This window comes from Klebsiella sp. KE9456 (genome assembly GCF_043832615.1).
Lineage (GTDB): Bacteria > Pseudomonadota > Gammaproteobacteria > Enterobacterales > Enterobacteriaceae > Klebsiella > Klebsiella indica.
Genome location: NZ_JBDYQK010000010.1, coordinates 92,399 through 109,579, shown reverse-complemented (window position 1 = coordinate 109,579; position 17,181 = coordinate 92,399). Strand labels below are relative to the sequence as shown.

General features: G+C 55.8%; 12 protein-coding genes and 1 pseudogene. 7 read left to right on the top strand and 6 right to left on the bottom strand.

Going from position 1 to position 17,181, the window contains the following annotated elements; translation table 11 throughout:
* Window positions 1–590: 590 nt before the first annotated feature.
* The 5 genes and pseudogenes from ABK821_RS12195 to ABK821_RS12175 all read right to left on the bottom strand — a co-directional run.
* Window positions 591–1,544 carry a helix-turn-helix domain-containing protein gene (locus ABK821_RS12195; protein ID WP_343178206.1) on the bottom strand — a complete coding sequence of 318 codons (954 nt, stop codon included), beginning with the start codon at window positions 1,542–1,544 and terminating at the stop codon, window positions 591–593.
* 14 nt (window positions 1,545–1,558) lie between these two features.
* Window positions 1,559–2,338 (bottom strand): MBL fold metallo-hydrolase, encoded by a 780-nt coding sequence (locus ABK821_RS12190; protein WP_138360945.1) that lies wholly within the window; start codon window positions 2,336–2,338, stop codon window positions 1,559–1,561.
* A 251-nt stretch (window positions 2,339–2,589) separates the two neighbouring features.
* On the bottom strand, window positions 2,590–3,450 hold the full coding sequence (locus tag ABK821_RS12185; RefSeq protein ID WP_142503208.1) for a DMT family transporter: 861 nt from the start codon (window positions 3,448–3,450) through the stop codon (window positions 2,590–2,592).
* A 24-nt stretch (window positions 3,451–3,474) separates the two neighbouring features.
* Entirely contained in the window at window positions 3,475–4,284 is an 810-nt protein-coding gene (nlpA, locus tag ABK821_RS12180) for a lipoprotein NlpA (RefSeq protein ID WP_343178205.1), read from the bottom strand.
* A 151-nt stretch (window positions 4,285–4,435) separates the two neighbouring features.
* Window positions 4,436–4,633, bottom strand: a pseudogene (locus tag ABK821_RS12175) (GNAT family N-acetyltransferase); the annotation flags it as partial.
* Window positions 4,634–5,260: 627 nt separating this feature from the next.
* Here ABK821_RS12175 and ABK821_RS12170 point away from each other — a divergent pair.
* From ABK821_RS12170 to ABK821_RS12140, 7 genes are all read left to right on the top strand, one after another.
* Entirely contained in the window at window positions 5,261–6,394 is a 1,134-nt protein-coding gene (locus ABK821_RS12170; protein ID WP_138360942.1) for an efflux RND transporter periplasmic adaptor subunit, read from the top strand.
* Window positions 6,394–9,501, top strand: coding sequence for an efflux RND transporter permease subunit (locus tag ABK821_RS12165; protein WP_138360941.1), 3,108 nt, complete (start codon window positions 6,394–6,396; stop codon window positions 9,499–9,501). Before ABK821_RS12170 ends, ABK821_RS12165 begins: the two co-directional genes overlap by 1 nt.
* 3 nt (window positions 9,502–9,504) lie before the next feature.
* Complete coding sequence (locus ABK821_RS12160; protein ID WP_395033944.1) at window positions 9,505–10,869, top strand: efflux transporter outer membrane subunit; 1,365 nt, start codon at window positions 9,505–9,507, stop codon at window positions 10,867–10,869.
* Window positions 10,870–10,919: 50 nt separating this feature from the next.
* Window positions 10,920–12,086, top strand: coding sequence for a multidrug effflux MFS transporter (locus tag ABK821_RS12155; protein ID WP_343178204.1), 1,167 nt, complete (start codon window positions 10,920–10,922; stop codon window positions 12,084–12,086).
* Between the two features lie 161 nt (window positions 12,087–12,247).
* A complete protein-coding gene (gene murQ, locus ABK821_RS12150) occupies window positions 12,248–13,150 on the top strand; it encodes an N-acetylmuramic acid 6-phosphate etherase (protein WP_343178203.1) in 903 nt (300 codons plus the stop codon).
* Window positions 13,151–13,174: 24 nt separating this feature from the next.
* Window positions 13,175–14,608 carry a PTS N-acetylmuramic acid transporter subunit IIBC gene (murP, locus tag ABK821_RS12145; protein ID WP_343178202.1) on the top strand — a complete coding sequence of 478 codons (1,434 nt, stop codon included), beginning with the start codon at window positions 13,175–13,177 and terminating at the stop codon, window positions 14,606–14,608.
* 209 nt (window positions 14,609–14,817) lie between these two features.
* Window positions 14,818–15,720, top strand: coding sequence for an EamA family transporter (locus ABK821_RS12140; protein WP_343178219.1), 903 nt, complete (start codon window positions 14,818–14,820; stop codon window positions 15,718–15,720).
* Window positions 15,721–15,862: 142 nt separating this feature from the next.
* Here the strand turns inward: ABK821_RS12140 and nepI are convergent, their stop codons facing one another.
* A complete protein-coding gene (nepI, locus tag ABK821_RS12135; protein WP_343178201.1) occupies window positions 15,863–17,044 on the bottom strand; it encodes a purine ribonucleoside efflux pump NepI in 1,182 nt (393 codons plus the stop codon).
* Window positions 17,045–17,181: the final 137 nt, after the last annotated feature.

The following is a 17,181-nucleotide window of genomic DNA, read 5'->3' as shown; positions in this document are numbered from 1 at the left end:
GAATCAGATCAAAAAATAAAATTTAGTTATTCAACAAGATGTTGATATAGCGCATAGTGAAGTCAACTGATTAATAAAAGTCGAACCGTCTTAAAAACAACCACTGCATGTTTTAATGAGAAAACAGTTGAGATAATTCGCATACGCTCAGATAGATAATCATCAGAATATGACGCATTGTCTATTACACTAATTCTTAATTTCATTATTAGTATGACAATGTCTCAAAAGACGCTTTTGGTTACTTATGCAGAGTAAGAGCCTATCCCATTAGGGCTATTTTGCTTGCCATTTTGAACCAGGGCAGTGCTCAGAATCTTCACGTACTACGTGTACGCTCCGGTTCTTCCGCGCTGGCCGTGTTCAAACTGTCTGCGCCAATAACGCCTGGTGGGATAGGCTCTAAGTTATGGCTTAAAACCGTCCGTGCCAGACTAAAATACGCTCATTCCGTCAGTCTTCATATTACTGTTATCGCTCAAAAGGCGTTCCAGCCTGCGTTTATGCAAGAGTGATGCAAAAGAGATTTTGCTATGCAGATCAATGCCATTGGTCGCGGCGCCGGGAATCGACTGCGCCCTTAGCGGCGATTAAGTCCGGCGGCGAAAAGTACGACGCCACTCTGCCGGGCTGACGCCAAAACGCGATTTAAACTGCTGGCGGTAAGTTACCGCAGAGAGATAACCCACTTCCTCCGCCACCTGCTCAACAGGCAAATCCCCGGCTTCCAGCAGGAGCTGGCTGCGGCGCAGGCGTTCCGCAGACAGCCAGTCGGTAAGGCTCATACCTGTTGCTTTCACGAAATGGCGGGTCAAAGTACGGCGGCTCATTGCAGCCACCTGCGCCAGAGAGTCAAGATTGTGCGGCTGGCAAATATGCTGCTGGAGATACTCAAGCAGACCGTTAATCCGCGTATCTCGGGTGCTTTTCGGTACGGGCTGAGCGATAAATTGCGCTTGCCCGCCTTCACGGTGCGGAGCGATTATCATCCGCCGGGCAATCTGATTCGCCGCCAGGCTACCGAAACGCTGGCGAATAATATACAGGCAACAGTCGATCGCCGCCGCAGTGCCCGCCGAAGTGATAATCCGCTCATCGTCCACGTACAGGGCATTAATATCCAGACGCACTTGCGGGAACAGGCGTTGAAAATCCTGCTCAAATGCCCAGTGTGTTGCAGCGCGTTTACCGTCCAGTAATCCGGCGTAGCCCAGCACAAATGCCCCGAGGCACAGACCGACAATTTCCGCACCGTTATTGCGCGCGCGCAGCAGACTATCGAGCAACGACTGAGGAGGACGTTGATTCACCGCCCCCCAATATGGCACCACAACAATATCCGCCTGCTCCAGGATCGAAAAGTCGCCGCTGGCATTTAGCATAAAGCCGTCGCGAGCGCTCTGAAGACCAGGCCGTTCGGCGCAGATATGCAGATTAAAGCGTTTGGTTTCCGAGACCGTATCGCCAAATAGCATACAGGGAACCGAGTAATGAAACGGGCTAAACCCGTCCACCGCCACAATCGCCACTTCCGTTAGTTTCATCGCCCGCTCCGGCTTTAAAAAAACATACTTTCCCCATCCTGCGGGATGCTGACCGCATCGGCAATCCGATTATCAGCCACGTACTGCCGCAGCTCATCCCGGCTCAGCAAACAGTGGTTCACCGCTTCCATATGGCTGGCGACAATTTTGGCTTCCGGCAGAGTGAAGTGCGCCTTCAGTACATCTTCTTTACCCATAATGATCGGCCCAAAAGCGATGACGTGAGCATACCCGACATTCAGTACGATGACGTCCGGATGTAGTCTGACCATATCGGCTTCAACCTCATCGCGCCAGATCGTGTCACCCACTAGCCATAACGTTTTTTCCTGCGGATGACGGAAGACGACCCCACAGGCTTCGCCCAGACGTTCAGCCATCGCCGGAATAGCATAAGTACGGTCGCTACCGTGCTGACCTGACGTCGTTTTCACCAGGGAGATATCAGCAAACTTGCCGTGCGCTGAAAGCAGATGAATATTGCAAAAACCCTGCCCGTACAGTAGCTGACCATCGGCTTGATGCTGGACATAAACCGGTAACGTTTTGGGGATCGCGGCGATCGCCGCCGCATCCCAGTGATCTTCATGCGTATGGGTGACGATAACAGCATCAACGTCAACTATCTCTTTGACAGGAAAAGGCAGATCCACCAGCGGATTACGCAACTCACTACGCGCAGTACCGGCGAATCCCGACCAGGCGCCTTTGTCCGCCAGCATAGGATCAATCAAAAATCTTTTACCTGCGTATTCAATAATCTGAGTAGCATTACGGATATGGGTGATTTGCATGATGTTCATTCCTCTTCGCAGTCATCTGATAAACATCGTACCTGTCACCGTCCTGGCGAAATATGGCCGTTTGGTCAATGAGCGATGAGATTGGGCCAGTTTACGGCAGCCGCCATATGCGCAATACAGAGGGCTGTGCCGCACACGCAGCGGTGCTGATGCACAAGGTGAGATCGATATGGCGACTGGCGGACAACGGACGTTTTCCCGCGCGAGACGGTGGAGCGAACCGCAGGAGAAAACGGGGCGCTTTAGCGTAGCGGCTTCAGCATCCGCCAACGAAACCACAACTGGGCGACGAGGATCAGCACACCACCGATAATCTTCTGTAATGGCAGTTGTTCGCCGTACCACAGTGCAGCGGCGATCACCGTCAGCAGCGGTTCCAGCACCATAATAATCGCAGCGCTGGCGACCGCGGCATACTTCTGCCCCTTCATTTGCAAACCGAAGCGTAGACTGGTCGCAATAACGATACTGGCCAGCAGCCAGCCAAAGGTCGGCAGCGTAAACGGCTGATCCCAGCTTTCAAAAGCGGCGGAGATCCCCAGTCCGACAATCCCGGTAATACCTAACTGTACGGTAGTCAACGGGATCAGCGGTACCTCGCGGGCGCAGTTGCTGGTGTAGCAAAACCAGATTGACTGTACCAGCGCAGTGAGCAGAAACCAGCCCTGGCTGGGATGGAACGCAATCGGCATATGCAGACTCAGTAATCCGAGGCCGATAACCGCGACCGGCAGACACTCCCAGTATGCCCGCGCCGGTCGCGCCTTCATCATCACCCAGGCGGTAAGCGGCACAAACAGCATCGACAGGCTCATAATAAACGCCCCTTCACCCAGCGATGGAGTTGTCGATACCGAATAGATCCACAGACACAGGTTTAGCGCAAACCACAGGCCGCTGATAATGATGCGCGGCCAGTGCTGCTTGTTGACGCGATAACCGCGGCAGAACGGCAGCAGCAACAGCGCAGCGAAGAAAAAGCGCAGACCAAGGAAGGCGAAAACCGGCATGCCGGCAATCGCTTCACGGGAAAAAATCCATCCGCAGGCGGCGATAACCGTCGCGGCTATGAGCAGCAAATCTGCCTGGCGTTGCCGGGTCATCGCCACGCCTCCTTGTGTTAATCGTTACCAGCCGGGAACCGCACCGCCGTTGAAGATAGTCTCAGCCGCCTTCGCCACTTCCGGTGACTGGTAGGACTGTATAAATTCTTTTACGTTTTCCGCATCTTTGTTGTCTTCACGGGTCACGATAATGTTCACATACGGCGAACGTTTATCTTCAATAAAGAGACCGTCTCGTACCGGCGAAAGTCCTGTCTGCTGAAGATAGGTAGTGCTGATGATCGCCACGTCAACTTTCGGGTCATCAATGACCCGCGGCAGTTGCGCCCCTTCCAGCTCCATGATGTTCAGGTGATGCGGATTGTCGGTAATATCGACCGCCGTCGGCAGCAGACCTGTACCTGCCTTGAGCGTGATCAGCTTCTCTTTTTGCAGCAGAAGCAGCGCACGCCCCAGGTTGGTCGGATCGTTAGGAATCGCAATAGTCGCGCCATCTTTCAGTTCAGCGACAGATTTGATTTTGCGCGAATAGCCCGCCATTGGAAAGACGAAAGTATTACCAACTGCCACCAGGTGATAGTTGTGGGCTTTGTTATCCTGTTCGAGGAACGGCCGATGCTGAAAAACATTCGCGTCCAGATCACCGGCGTTGGTGGACTCATTCGGCAACAGTGAACCGCTAAAGCCCACCAGTTCGACATTGAGGCCATATTTCTCTTTTGCCACTTTCTTCGCCACTTCCGCCACATCCTGCTCAGCGCCATTAATGACGCCGACTTTAATATGTTTCGCATCACTGCCCTTCTGGTCGCAGCCCACCAGCAACAGGCCTGCCAGCATGACGGCGGCGGCTGTCCGTAAACGCAAAGTCATTGTTATTACCCCGTTAATCCATACAGAATTATTATTTTTCCGTATAAAACTATAACGACTTCCGGGTTGGGTTTTAAACTGCAAAAGCGGCAACTGGAAATAAAATCATCTTCCCCGGCTTACGCGCCCCCGTACCATGCTGAAGACAGGATCAGCCGATTTGCCAAATCATCAGCAGTTGATAACCCGGCTTCTGGTAAAACGGCAGCGCCTGAAAGCTGAACGTATCCACCAGCATATGATTGCAACCGCACCACCGCGCCGGGTTTTCCACTTCTTGCATCAACTCGCGCCCCAACCCGCTGCCGCGAGAGGCTTCCCTGATCCACAGATACCCAATGCACAGCCAGCAATTCCTCCCGATCGGTGGGTTGAATGTTATTTGTTATTATCAGCGTCACCCGTCATCTCCACCTTTTATTTTTTACAGACCATTTCCTATTCGGTTTTCACAAAATATCCTTTTTTTCTCCATTATTCCCTGACTAAAATTAAGTCATTAAAATTTGTGTAAAAAGCCTTTCCATCATTCAGCACTGACGTATAATGGAGAAAATGAGAATAACTATTCTCATTATTTTAAATCAGGGTTATCCGATACCCTAAATAATTCGGGTTGCTTAAAGGCGGCAAGGGCATGAGTCCCTGGAGCATAGATAACTATGTGACTGAGGTGTTCGAGCGTAGCCAACGCATAAGCAACTTAAAGTATGACGGGTATATATGTACGCCCTGTGACAGGCAAAACGTCCTGGTTCAGAGTCTGTAATCACTATCTGATACCATCTTGCCGTCAGAGGCATTATCTAAAAAACCGGTTAGTTCATAACGGTAATATCAGCGTCATTTACTGCAAACAGGAATATTTATTTTCCATTTTGTTATTTTATGCTTGCCCGGAGATGCATCATCGTCTACCCCATCACCCCGACTGTGAGTTTTACGGGGCGGACGTCGTTCATCCTGAGAAAATATAATGAAATACACTATAGCCCCCATCGCAATAGCATTATTTCTCCTTAGCGGATGCGATAATGCACAAACATCCTCCCAACAACAACAGCTCCAGGAAGTGGGCGTCGTCACCCTGAAAAGCCAGCCAGTCCCGGTGGTGAGCAACCTTACGGGCCGTACTACCGCTTCGCTTAGCGCCGAAGTGCGGCCGCAAGTCGGCGGTATCATACAAAAACGCCTGTTTACCGAAGGCGATATGGTCAAAGCCGGACAGGCGCTGTACCAAATCGACCCGGCCAGCTATCGGGCGACGTTCGACGAAGCTGCCGCATCGCTGAAGCAGGCCCAGGCGCTGGTGACAGCCGATTGTCAAAAAGCCCGGCGCTACGCGGTGCTGGTCAAAGATAACGGCGTCTCCCGTCAGGACGCCGACGACGCGCTATCGACCTGTAACCAGGACAAAGCTAGCGTCGAGTCGAAAAAAGCGGCGCTGGAGAGCGCGCGTATCAACCTGAACTGGACAACAGTCACAGCGCCCATTTCCGGCCGCATCGGCATCTCCTCGGTCACGCCGGGCGCGCTGGTTTCCGCCGATCAGGATACCGCGCTGGCAACGATCCGCGGTCTGGATACGATGTATGTCGATCTCACCCGCTCCAGCGTCGACCTGTTGCGCCTGCGTAAGCAAAGCCTCGCGACCAACAGCGATACGCTTAACGTGACCCTGACCCTTGAAGATGGCAGCACCTACAACCAAAAAGGCCGTCTGGCGCTGACCGAAGTGGCAGTGGATGAATCCACCGGGTCGGTGACGCTGCGCGCAATCTTCCCCAATCCGCAGCACATACTGCTGCCCGGGATGTTCGTTCGCGCCCGCATTGATGAAGGCATCATGAACGATGCGATCCTCGCCCCGCAGCAGGGTATCACCCGTGACGCCAAAGGCGACGCTATCGCGCTGGTCGTCGACGCTCACAATAAAGTTGAGCAACGCAGCGTAGAAACCGGCGACACCTATGGCGACAAGTGGCTGATAGTCAAAGGTCTGAAAAGTGGCGATAAGCTCATTGTCGAGGGTTCCAGCAAAGTCGCCCCCGGCCAACAGGTGAAAGCCGTTGAAGTCAAAGAAACCCAAAATGACGGAGATAACGCCTGATGTTCTCCCGTTTCTTCGTGCGACGTCCGGTTTTCGCCTGGGTTATCGCCATTTTGATTATGCTTGCCGGGGTTCTGGCGATCCGTACTCTGCCGGTCGCCCAGTATCCCGACGTCGCGCCGCCGGCGGTAAAAATCTCCGCCACCTACACCGGCGCCTCTGCGGAAACGCTGGAAAACAGCGTGACCCAGGTCATCGAACAGCAGCTTACCGGGCTGGATAATCTGCTCTATTTTACCTCCACCAGCAGCTCGGACGGTTCAGTCAGCATCACCGTGACGTTCGAGCAGGGTACCAACCCGGATACCGCACAGGTTCAGGTACAGAACAAAGTCGAGCAGGCCAAATCACGCCTGCCCAGCGAAGTGCAACAGTCCGGCGTGACGGTGGAAAAATCACAGAGCAGCTTCCTGCTGATCCTCGCGGTATATGACAAAAATAACAAAGCCACCAGTTCCGATATCTCCGACTGGCTGGTCAGTAACATGCAGGACCCGCTGGCGCGTCTTGAAGGCGTCGGCAGTCTGAAGGTTTTTGGCGCGGAACACGCCATGCGTATCTGGATGGATCCGACCAAACTGGCTTCCTATTCGCTGATGCCCTCTGATGTGGAATCAGCAATAGAGGCGCAGAACGTGCAGGTCTCCGCCGGTAAAATCGGCGCGCTGCCCGCATCCAGTCATCAACAGCTGACCGCGACGGTCCGCGCCCAGTCACGGTTGCAAACCGTCGACCAGTTCAAAAATATTATCGTCAAAAGCAAAGCCGACGGTTCGGTGGTGCGCCTGAGCGATGTCGCCCGCGTCGAAATGGGGAGTGAAGATTATACCGCCTCCGCCAACCTCAACGGCCACCCGGCCGCGGGGATCGCGGTGATGATGGCCCCAGGGGCCAACGCCCTGAATACCGCGACGCTGGTGAAAAGCAAGATTGCCGAATTCCAGCGTCAGATGCCGCAGGGCTACGAAATCGCCTACCCGAAAGACAGCACCGAGTTTATTAAAATCTCGGTGGAAGATGTGATTCAGACCCTGTTTGAAGCCATCGTCCTCGTCGTCTGCGTGATGTATCTGTTCCTGCAAAACTTCCGCGCTACGCTGATTCCGGCGGTCGCGGTTCCGGTGGTGCTGCTGGGAACGTTCGGCGTACTGGCGCTGTTTGGTTACTCCATCAATACCCTGACGCTGTTTGCGATGGTGCTGGCGATCGGGTTACTGGTAGATGACGCCATCGTGGTGGTGGAAAACGTCGAACGTATTATGCGCGACGAAGGGTTGCCCGCCCGCGAAGCCACCGAAAAATCAATGGGAGAAATCTCCGGCGCGCTGATCGCCATTGCCCTGGTCCTCTCGGCGGTGTTCCTGCCGATGGCCTTCTTCGGCGGCTCCACCGGGGTGATCTATCGCCAGTTCTCGGTCACTATTATCTCGGCGATGATGCTGTCGGTAGTGGTCGCGCTGACCTTAACCCCGGCGCTGTGCGGGTCGCTGCTGACCCATTCTAAACCTCATACCAAAGGCTTCTTCGGCGCCTTCAACCGCCTGTGGGGGCGCACCGAACAGGGTTACCAGCACCGGGTAGTCGGCGGCCTGCGCCGCTCGGCGGTGATGATGGGTGCCTTTGTGCTGATTTGCGGCGGCATGGCGCTGGCGATGTGGAAACTGCCGGGCAGCTTCCTGCCGACAGAAGATCAGGGCGAAATCATGGTCCAGTACACCCTGCCTGCCGGGGCAACGGCAGTGCGTACCGCCGAGGTCCGGCGCCAGGTCACCAACTGGTTCCTGACCACAGAGAAAGCCAATACTGACGTTATCTTTACCGTCGACGGCTTTAGCTTCAGCGGTAGTGGGCAGAACACCGGGATGGCTTTCGTGTCGCTAAAAAACTGGTCCGAACGTAAAGGTGCGGAAAATACCGCCCAGGCTATTGCTCTGCGTGCCAATAAAGAACTCGGCCGCATTCGTGACGCCACGCTGTTCGCCATGACCCCGCCTTCGGTGGATGGTCTGGGGCAGAGCAATGGCTTCACCTTTGAACTGATGGCCAGCGGCGGCACCGATCGTGATAGTCTGATGAAGATGCGCAGCCAGCTGCTGGCAGAGGCGCATCAAAGCCCAGAGCTGCAATCCGTGCGCGCCAACGATCTGCCGCAGATGCCGCAGCTCCGGGTGGATATCGATAACAATAAAGCGGTGTCGCTTGGGCTGTCGTTAAGCGATGTCACCGATACTCTCTCCAGCGCCTGGGGTGGGACCTACGTCAACGACTTTATCGATCGCGGTCGCGTCAAAAAGGTCTATATCCAGGGGGAAAGCGACGCCCGCGCCGTACCGTCCGACCTCGGAAAATGGTTCGTCCGGAGTAGCGACGATAGCATGACGCCGTTCTCCGCCTTCGCCACCACCCATTGGGAATACGGACCAGAAAGCCTGGTGCGCTACAACGGCTCCGCCGCCTTTGAAATCCAGGGCGAGAATGCCAGCGGGTTTAGTTCCGGCGCGGCGATGGACAAGATGGAAGCCTTAGCCAATAAGCTGCCTGCCGGAAGCACCTGGGCCTGGAGCGGCATGTCGCTGCAGGAAAAACTCGCCAGCGGCCAGGCGATGAGCCTCTATGCGATCTCTATTCTGGTGGTATTCCTGTGCCTCGCGGCGCTGTATGAAAGCTGGTCGGTACCGTTCTCGGTGATCATGGTGATCCCGCTCGGGCTGCTTGGCGCGGCGCTGGCGACATGGATGCGCGGTCTGAATAACGATGTCTACTTTCAGGTGGCGCTGCTCACCACTATCGGCCTGTCGTCAAAGAACGCCATCCTGATCGTTGAATTCGCCGAATCGGCGCTGGAAGAGGGCTACTCCCTGTCGCGTGCCGCCATGCGCGCTGCGCAAACGCGTTTACGCCCCATTGTGATGACCTCGCTGGCGTTTATCGCCGGGGTTCTGCCGCTGGCAATCGCCACCGGCGCTGGCGCCAACAGCCGCGTGGCGATTGGTACCGGGATTATCGGCGGGACCCTGACGGCGACGCTGCTGGCAATCTTCTTCGTGCCGTTGTTCTTCGTGCTGGTGAAACGTTTCTTCACCCGCTATCGTTCTTCTCAGGAGTAAGCTATGTTTCGTTTTTCCCTCGTGTTTGTTGCGCTCCTGACGGCAGGCTGTGTCTCTCTCGATCCGCACTATGAGCGCCCGGCGGCGCCCATTCCCGCCACCCTGCCCGGTAGCCACGGCGAGGCAACCGCGGTAGTGAATGACTGGCAGCAGGTGGTGAATGACGCCCGCCTCAAAAAAGTGGTGAGTATTGCGCTGACCAGCAACAGCGACGTGCAGAAAGCGCTGGCCGATATCGAAGCCGCGCGCGCCCAGTTTGGCGAAACCCGCGCCTCGTTATTCCCGACCCTCGACGCGGAACTGAGCCATACCCGCAGCAAAACGGTCGCCAATGGGCTCACGTCGTCATCGGAAGCCGACGGCGCGGTTTCCAGCTTTGAGCTGGATCTGTTCGGCAAGAACCAAAGCCTGACGCGTGCGGCGCGGGAGACCTGGCTTGCCAGTGAATACACCGCGCAGAATACGCGCCTGACGATGATCGCCGACCTGACCACCGCCTGGATAACGCTGGCGGCGGATAACAGTAATCTGGCGCTGGCTCAGGAAACGATGGCCAGCGCGGAGAATTCACGCAAAATCGTCACCCGCCAGATGGACGTAGGTACCGCTTCGGCAAGTGACCTCAGCGATGCGGAAAGCGTCTATCAGCAGGCGCGCGCCAGCGTCGCCAGCTACCGTACGCTGGTGGCGCAGGATAAAAATGCGCTCAATCTGCTGGCCGGAGAAACCGTACCGGATAGTCTGCTGCCCGGCACGCTGGAGAGTCTCGGCGGCCACAGTATCGCCCTGGTCCCGGCGGGTGTATCCTCTTCGGTACTGCTACGTCGCCCGGATATTCAGGAAGCAGAGCATAATCTGAAGAGCGCTAACGCCGATATCGGCGCGGCGCGGGCCAACTTCTTCCCGTCGATCTCGCTGACCGCCAGCGCCGGAGTTGGTAGCGACTCGCTCTCTTCTCTGTTTAGTCACGGCATGCAGGTGTGGTCATTCGCACCGTCCATTAGCCTGCCGCTGTTTACCGGCGGCAGTAATCTGGCGCAACTGCGCTATGCTGAAGCGGAGAAAAAAGGGCTAATCGCCACCTATGAGAAGACGATTCAAAGCGCCTTCAAGGACGTGGCCGATGCGCTGGCGCGCCGGGAAACGCTCAACGAACAGCTGGACGCGCAGAAAAAATATGTCGCGGCGGAACAAAAATCGCTGGATATTGCGATGAAGAGCTACCAGGCCGGCGTTGGAGATTACCTGTCGGTGCTCACCGCCCAACGGACGCTGTGGTCGGCACAGGCAACGCTAATCTCTCTTCAACAAACCGATCTGGAAAACCGTATTACTCTCTGGCAGTCGCTGGGAGGCGGAGCCAGTTAACGCTTATTCCGGGCGGCAACGCCCGGTATGCTGACAAGGAGCCAGTAAATATGTCCCGAATATCCCTCTCCTGGGTGGTGGTTCTCGGGTTACTCAGTGCCATCGGGCCGCTGTGTACCGATTTCTATCTGCCCGCGCTGCCGGAAATCACCCAACAGCTTAACGCCACCGGCACGCAAACCCAGCTATCGCTGACCGCGGCGCTGATTGGACTCGGCCTTGGCCAGCTTTTTTTTGGCCCGCTGAGCGACCGGATTGGCCGTAAAAAACCGCTGGCGCTTTCTCTGCTGCTGTTTATCTTCTCCTCGGTGATGTGTGCGATAACCTACGATATTCATATGCTGATCGCCTGGCGTTTTCTGCAGGGCTTCGCCGGAGCGGGCGGTTCGGTGCTGTCACGCTCCATCGCCCGTGACCGATACCAGGGCACCCTTCTGACCCAGTTTTTCGCTCTGCTGATGACCGTTAACGGCATCGCTCCTGTGCTGTCGCCGGTGATTGGCGGCTGGATCATCACCGCGTTTAACTGGCGCATTCTGTTCTGGGCTATGGCGGCTATCGGCATCATATTGCTGCTGCTCAGCCTGGTGGTTCTCCATGAAACGCTGCCGAAAAAAAGCGCCGCTTCCGTGACACAGCAGCAGACTGATACTCCTGTGCTGAAAAATCGCCACTTTATGCGCTACTGCCTGATTCAGGCCTTTATGATGGCCGGTTTGTTCTCTTATATCGGCTCATCTTCGTTCGTTATCCAGAATGAATACGCCATGAGCGCGATGCAGTTCAGCCTGCTGTTCGGCCTTAACGGTATCGGGCTGATTATCACCGCGCTGATTTTTTCGCGTCTGGCACGCCGCATCAGTGCCGAGCCGCTACTACGCAGCGGCCAGGTGCTGGCGGTGACATTTGCTGTCATCACTCTGTTGTTTGCCTGGCTACACCTGTCGACGCTGGCCCTGATCGGCTTGTTTTTCACGGTTTCCATCATGAGCGGAATCGGTACCGTGGCAGGCGCGGAGGCAATGAATGCCATCAACGCTCGCCAGTCCGGCACCGCGTCGGCACTGCTCGGTACGCTGATGTTTGTCTTTGGCGGCATTGCCGCGCCGCTGGCCGGGATCGGCGGTGAAACGATGCTAAAAATGAGCCTTGCCATGACTCTTGCCTACCTGGCCTCCCTGCTTATTGGCCTGAAAAAACCACACGTCAGCGAATAACATCCTCTGGCGGTAATAAAATATTCCAATTTTATTACCGCCATGTTTCCCGCTCTTACTGAAATCTCCTATTATTCATAACATCCCAATCGTGATAATCTTCACACGAAAGGAATAATTAATTCCTTATACTGCCTGTCACTGTGAATAATGAGGTTCTTATGAGTATCGACCTGAGCAAACTGCCGACCGAGCGCCGAAACGCCAATAGCGCCAATATTGACACCCTCTCCACCGAAGAGATGCTGACGGTGATTAATCAGGAAGATCAGCTGGTGGCGCACGCGATCACCCCCTGGCTGGCACAAATTGCCCTGGTCGTGGATAAGGTTGCGGCGGCGCTGCAGGCGGGCGGGCGGTTGATTTACATTGGCGCAGGGACTTCCGGTCGTCTGGGGATCCTCGACGCCAGCGAGTGTCCGCCAACATTCGGTACCCGCCCTGAGCAGGTGGTGGGGATCATCGCGGGCGGCCATAAAGCGATTCTGAGCGCCGTCGAAAACGTTGAAGATAACAAAGCGCAAGGCGCGATGGATCTGCAAAACCTCAGCGTCAGCAGCGGTGATGTGCTGGTCGGCCTGGCCGCCAGCGGGCGCACGCCATACGTGATTGGCGCGATGGAATATGCTCGCAGTCAGAATGCCTTTGTCGCTATGGTCAGCTGTAACCCACACGGCGAAATGGCGCAACTGGCGGATGTCGCCATTACGCCGGTCGTCGGCCCGGAAGTGGTGACCGGCTCAACGCGTCTGAAGGCGGGTACCGCGCAAAAGCTGGTGCTGAATATGATCTCCACCGGCGCGATGATCCGCATCGGCAAGGTCTACAGCAACCTGATGGTGGATGTTGAAGCCACCAACGCCAAACTTATTGAGCGCCAGGTTTCCATCGTCATGGAAGCCACCGGGTGCGATCGCGTGACCGCCCAACGTGCGCTGGATGCCTGCGCCCGCCACTGTAAAACGGCCATCGTGATGGTGCTGGCTGATTTAAGCGCCGCAGAAGCCGGGGCGCTGCTGGCGAAAAATAAGGGCTATATCCGCAAGGCGCTGAGCCGCGCCTGACCGCTGACAAACAGGTAATCTGCAATGGCAAAAATAAATAAAGAAATGATAGTGCGGATCCTCAGCCACGTTGGCGGGGCCGGGAATGTCGCGCAGGCAGGCAACTGTATGACCCGCCTGCGCCTGACCCTGCGCAATGCGTCACAGGCCGATAGCGAGGCTATCCGTCAGATTGACGGCGTGATGGGGGTTATCGTCAGCGACGAACAGTTTCAGGTGGTATTGGGTCCCGGCAAGGCGCAAACCGCAGCGGAGATAATGAATGCCCTGCTGGAAGAGACCCCGAGGGAGGTCCCCTCTCTGGCCGATGTCGCCGCGGAGAAAAAACAGGCACTGAAAAGCAAGCAAACCAGCGGCGTACAAAAGTTTCTCGCCAAATTTGCCACCATTTTCACGCCGCTGATCCCCGGTTTTATCGCCGTCGGCCTGCTGCTGGGGTTTGCCACCCTGGCGGAGCAGATGTTTATCCTCGAAAATACCCATCCGAATGCCGCGCTGGTGGCGCTGATCGGTTATATGAAGGTCTTCAGCAAGGGGATGTTTACCTTTCTGAGCATCCTGATCGGCTATAACGCCCAGAAGGCGTTCGGCGGCTCCGGGGTGAATGGCGCGATTATCGCGGCGCTATTTGTTCTCGGCTATAACCCGGAAGCCACCAGCGGTTTTTATTCCGGTATCTCGACCTTCTTCGGGCAAAGTATCGACCCGCGCGGCAACATTATCGGGGTGCTGATCGCCTGCATTATCGGCGCGTGGGTGGAAAAGCAGGTGCGCCGTATTATGCCCGCCAACCTCGATATGATCCTCACCTCAGCGGTGACGCTGCTGATAATGGGCGCGATAACCTTTACCGTCATTATGCCGATTGGCGGCTGGCTGTTCACCGGGATGTCATGGCTGTTCCTGCATCTTAACGGCAACCCGTTCGGCTCTGCGGTGCTGGCCGGTCTGTTTCTGCTGGCGGTCATGTTTGGCGTGCATCAGGGCTTTGTGCCGGTCTATTTCGCGCTGGTGGACGCGCAAGGTTTTAACTCGCTGTTCCCGATTCTGGCGATGGCCGGAGCCGGGCAGGTGGGCGCGGCGCTGGCGCTGTTCTGGCGGGCAAAGCATGGTTCGCTGCTGCGCACCCAGATTAAAGGGGCGATAATTCCCGGCGTGCTCGGTATCGGCGAACCGCTGATTTACGGCGTCACGCTGCCGCGAATGAAGCCGTTTATCACCGCCTGCCTCGGCGGCGCCTGCGGCGGGTTTTTCCTCGGTTTTATTGCCTGGATGGGGTTACCGGTCGGCCTGAATACGGTGTTTGGCCCTTCCGGGCTGGTGGCGCTGCCGCTGATGACGTCCGGTAGCGGCATCTATGCCGGAATGGCGGTATATGCCGCGGGGCTGGCAGTGTCTTACCTGTGCGGCTTCGCGCTGACCTGGCTGTTCGGCAGTAAAAATGTCGATTTAAGTTAAGGTGCCGTCCTGATTAACATCGCTGACCACGGCAGTTTGCGGCAATGGCCCGGTGGCGCAACGCTTACCGGGTTACCCGTTCCCATCAATAGCGCCGAAAACCGCAGAGATCAGCAACGGACCAAATCGTCTGAAAACCATCTCCGCCCCCACTGTGCGGGCGCGCTCATGCTATGATGCGTCTTTGCGATATTTCACCTGAGGGAAAGATGGGCTCCAGCAAAAAAGGAATGCTGAATGTACTGATAGCCGCCGTGCTGTGGGGAAGTTCCGGCGTCTGTGCACAATTCATTATGCAGCAAAGTCAGATGTCATCGCCGTTTCTGACCATGACCCGCCTGTTGTTCGCCGGCATGATTATCCTGATGCTCTCGTTCGTTCACGGCGATAAAATTTTCCGTATCCTGCAAAACCACAAAGATACCTTCAGACTGCTGATCTTCTCCTTATTTGGCGCACTGACCGTACAATACACTTTCCTGATAACTATCGAAAAATCAAACGCCGCCACCGCGACGGTGCTGCAGTTTCTGTCGCCGACGATTATCGTCGCCTGGTTTGCTGTCGCCCGTAAAATGCGCCCCAATCCGCTGGTGCTGGCGGCTATCTGTACTTCACTCATTGGCACATTTCTGCTGGTCACCCACGGCAATCCGACAACCCTGTCGATTTCCCCCGCCGCGCTCTTCTGGGGAATTGCCTCGGCGTTTGCCGCCGCCTTCTACACCACCTATCCATCAACGCTGATAGCCCGCTACGGAACCTTGCCGATTGTCGGCTGGAGCATGCTGCTCGGCGGTGCGATGCTGTTACCGTTCTACGCCGGGCAGAGCAATCATTTTGTGGTTACTGGCGGTCTGCTGTTGGCGTTTTTCTACCTGGTGGTTATCGGCACATCGCTTACCTTTAGTCTTTATTTGAACGGCGCACAGCGGATTGGCGGCGCGAAGGCGGGTATTCTCAGCTGTGCGGAACCACTGAGCAGCGCCTTACTTTCCCTGCTGTTGCTGGGCATTACCTTTACCCTTCCGGACTGGCTGGGAACGCTACTGATTCTCTCATCGGTGGTGCTGATAGCCCTTGATTCACGGCGGCGAGTGAAAACGACCTGACGATAATCTGGCGGCACTGGATGTTATCAACGCATCAGGCTGTGAACGCCAGAGATCGACTCGTTTCAGGGCGTATGGCATGGTAGATACGCCGGTCAGCCGCATCCATTACTGGCCGGGGGACAGAAGCATTCCTCCCCCGTTATACCCGTACTTTCATTACCACCAATATGCCGGCAAGCAACATCAACGTGCCGGAGAGCGCCAGCGGCGACAGCAGTCCTAAATGATCCAGCGCCACGCCACCAATGGCTGCGCCGCAGGTGTTAGCCAGCTGAATCACCGCTACCTGGATTGACCCGGCCTTCTCCGCCTGATCGGAAAGGGAGCGAGTGATCCACGTTGACCACCCTACCGGCACCAGCGCAAACGACAGCCCCCAGACAATCGCAATCCCTGCCGCCACCACTTTTTCGCGTCCCCACAACGTCAGCACCAGCGCGCTGACGGCCAGAACCAACGGCGCGCCTGCCAGCGCCAGTTTGACCGAGCGTTTAAGAACAGAAGAAGAGAGCGACGTTCCCACAAAACTGGCGATGCCAAAGCTCAACAGCACCAGCGTCAGGCCATCGACATCAAAGCCCGCCAGATTCATATACACCGGGCGGATGTAGGTAAAGAACGCGAACTGTCCGGCAAAGGACATAAAGATGGCGATCATCCCCGCCATTACGCCGGGACGTTGCAACAGACTGAAAATATTTTGCTTTTGGTGAGACGGTTCGCCAGGCAGCGAAGGTAACGATTTCACTACCCAAATAACACACAGTACGCCCATCACCGCCGCCGCGTTAAAAACATGACGCCAGCCAATAATCGCACCTAAAAAACTGCCCAGCGGCGCGGCGATCACCAGCGCGATGGAGACCGCGCCAAAAATAACCGACAACGCTTTAGGCACGGTACGCGGCGGCACCAGACGCATCGTCAACGAAGCCGACATCGCCCAGAATCCCCCCAGCGCCAGCCCCAGGCAGGCACGCCCGGCCAACAGCAGCGTGAAGGAAGTTGCAAATGAGACCAGCAGACAGGAAAGCGTCAGTAAAACGGCAAACAGGATCACCACATAGCGACGATCGGTCGCCTGAATAATTTGGGTGATAAACAGGCTGGCAAACATGGCGACAAACGCCGTTACCGTTACCGACTGCCCGGCGACGCCTTCAGATATTCCGAGGTCCTGCGCCATCGGCGTCAGCAGGCTGACGGGCAAAAACTCAACGGTGATCAGGCAGGCAACACAGAACGCCACAGCGAAAACAGCCGACCAGTTTGGCCGGATAATCGTCTCAGCATGGGATTGTTCTGCAATTCTTGTACTCATTTCGTTACCTGCGTCTTTCTCTGCCAGAAAAGCCGTGCAGTGTAACATCTAAATTGTGACGTATTTAACGTTTTAGCAACTTTCCTTTGTTGCAGGGAAATATGCTTACCCGACCGCATGATGAAAAATGCGCCATG

Excerpts from the sequence above, each read along its gene's own strand:
- nlpA (WP_343178205.1), bottom strand. The coding sequence starts at position 4,284 with ATGACTTTGCGTTTACGGACAGCCGCCGCCGTCATGCTGGCAGGCCTG.
- ABK821_RS12155 (WP_343178204.1), top strand. The coding sequence starts at position 10,920 with ATGTCCCGAATATCCCTCTCCTGGGTGGTGGTTCTCGGGTTACTCAGT.
- ABK821_RS12165 (WP_138360941.1), top strand. The coding sequence starts at position 6,394 with ATGTTCTCCCGTTTCTTCGTGCGACGTCCGGTTTTCGCCTGGGTTATC.
- murQ (WP_343178203.1), top strand. The coding sequence starts at position 12,248 with ATGAGTATCGACCTGAGCAAACTGCCGACCGAGCGCCGAAACGCCAAT.
- nepI (WP_343178201.1), bottom strand. The coding sequence starts at position 17,044 with ATGAGTACAAGAATTGCAGAACAATCCCATGCTGAGACGATTATCCGG.
- ABK821_RS12140 (WP_343178219.1), top strand. The coding sequence starts at position 14,818 with ATGGGCTCCAGCAAAAAAGGAATGCTGAATGTACTGATAGCCGCCGTG.
- ABK821_RS12170 (WP_138360942.1), top strand. The coding sequence starts at position 5,261 with ATGAAATACACTATAGCCCCCATCGCAATAGCATTATTTCTCCTTAGC.
- murP (WP_343178202.1), top strand. The coding sequence starts at position 13,175 with ATGGCAAAAATAAATAAAGAAATGATAGTGCGGATCCTCAGCCACGTT.
- ABK821_RS12190 (WP_138360945.1), bottom strand. The coding sequence starts at position 2,338 with ATGCAAATCACCCATATCCGTAATGCTACTCAGATTATTGAATACGCA.
- ABK821_RS12195 (WP_343178206.1), bottom strand. The coding sequence starts at position 1,544 with ATGAAACTAACGGAAGTGGCGATTGTGGCGGTGGACGGGTTTAGCCCG.
- ABK821_RS12185 (WP_142503208.1), bottom strand. The coding sequence starts at position 3,450 with ATGACCCGGCAACGCCAGGCAGATTTGCTGCTCATAGCCGCGACGGTT.
- ABK821_RS12160 (WP_395033944.1), top strand. The coding sequence starts at position 9,505 with ATGTTTCGTTTTTCCCTCGTGTTTGTTGCGCTCCTGACGGCAGGCTGT.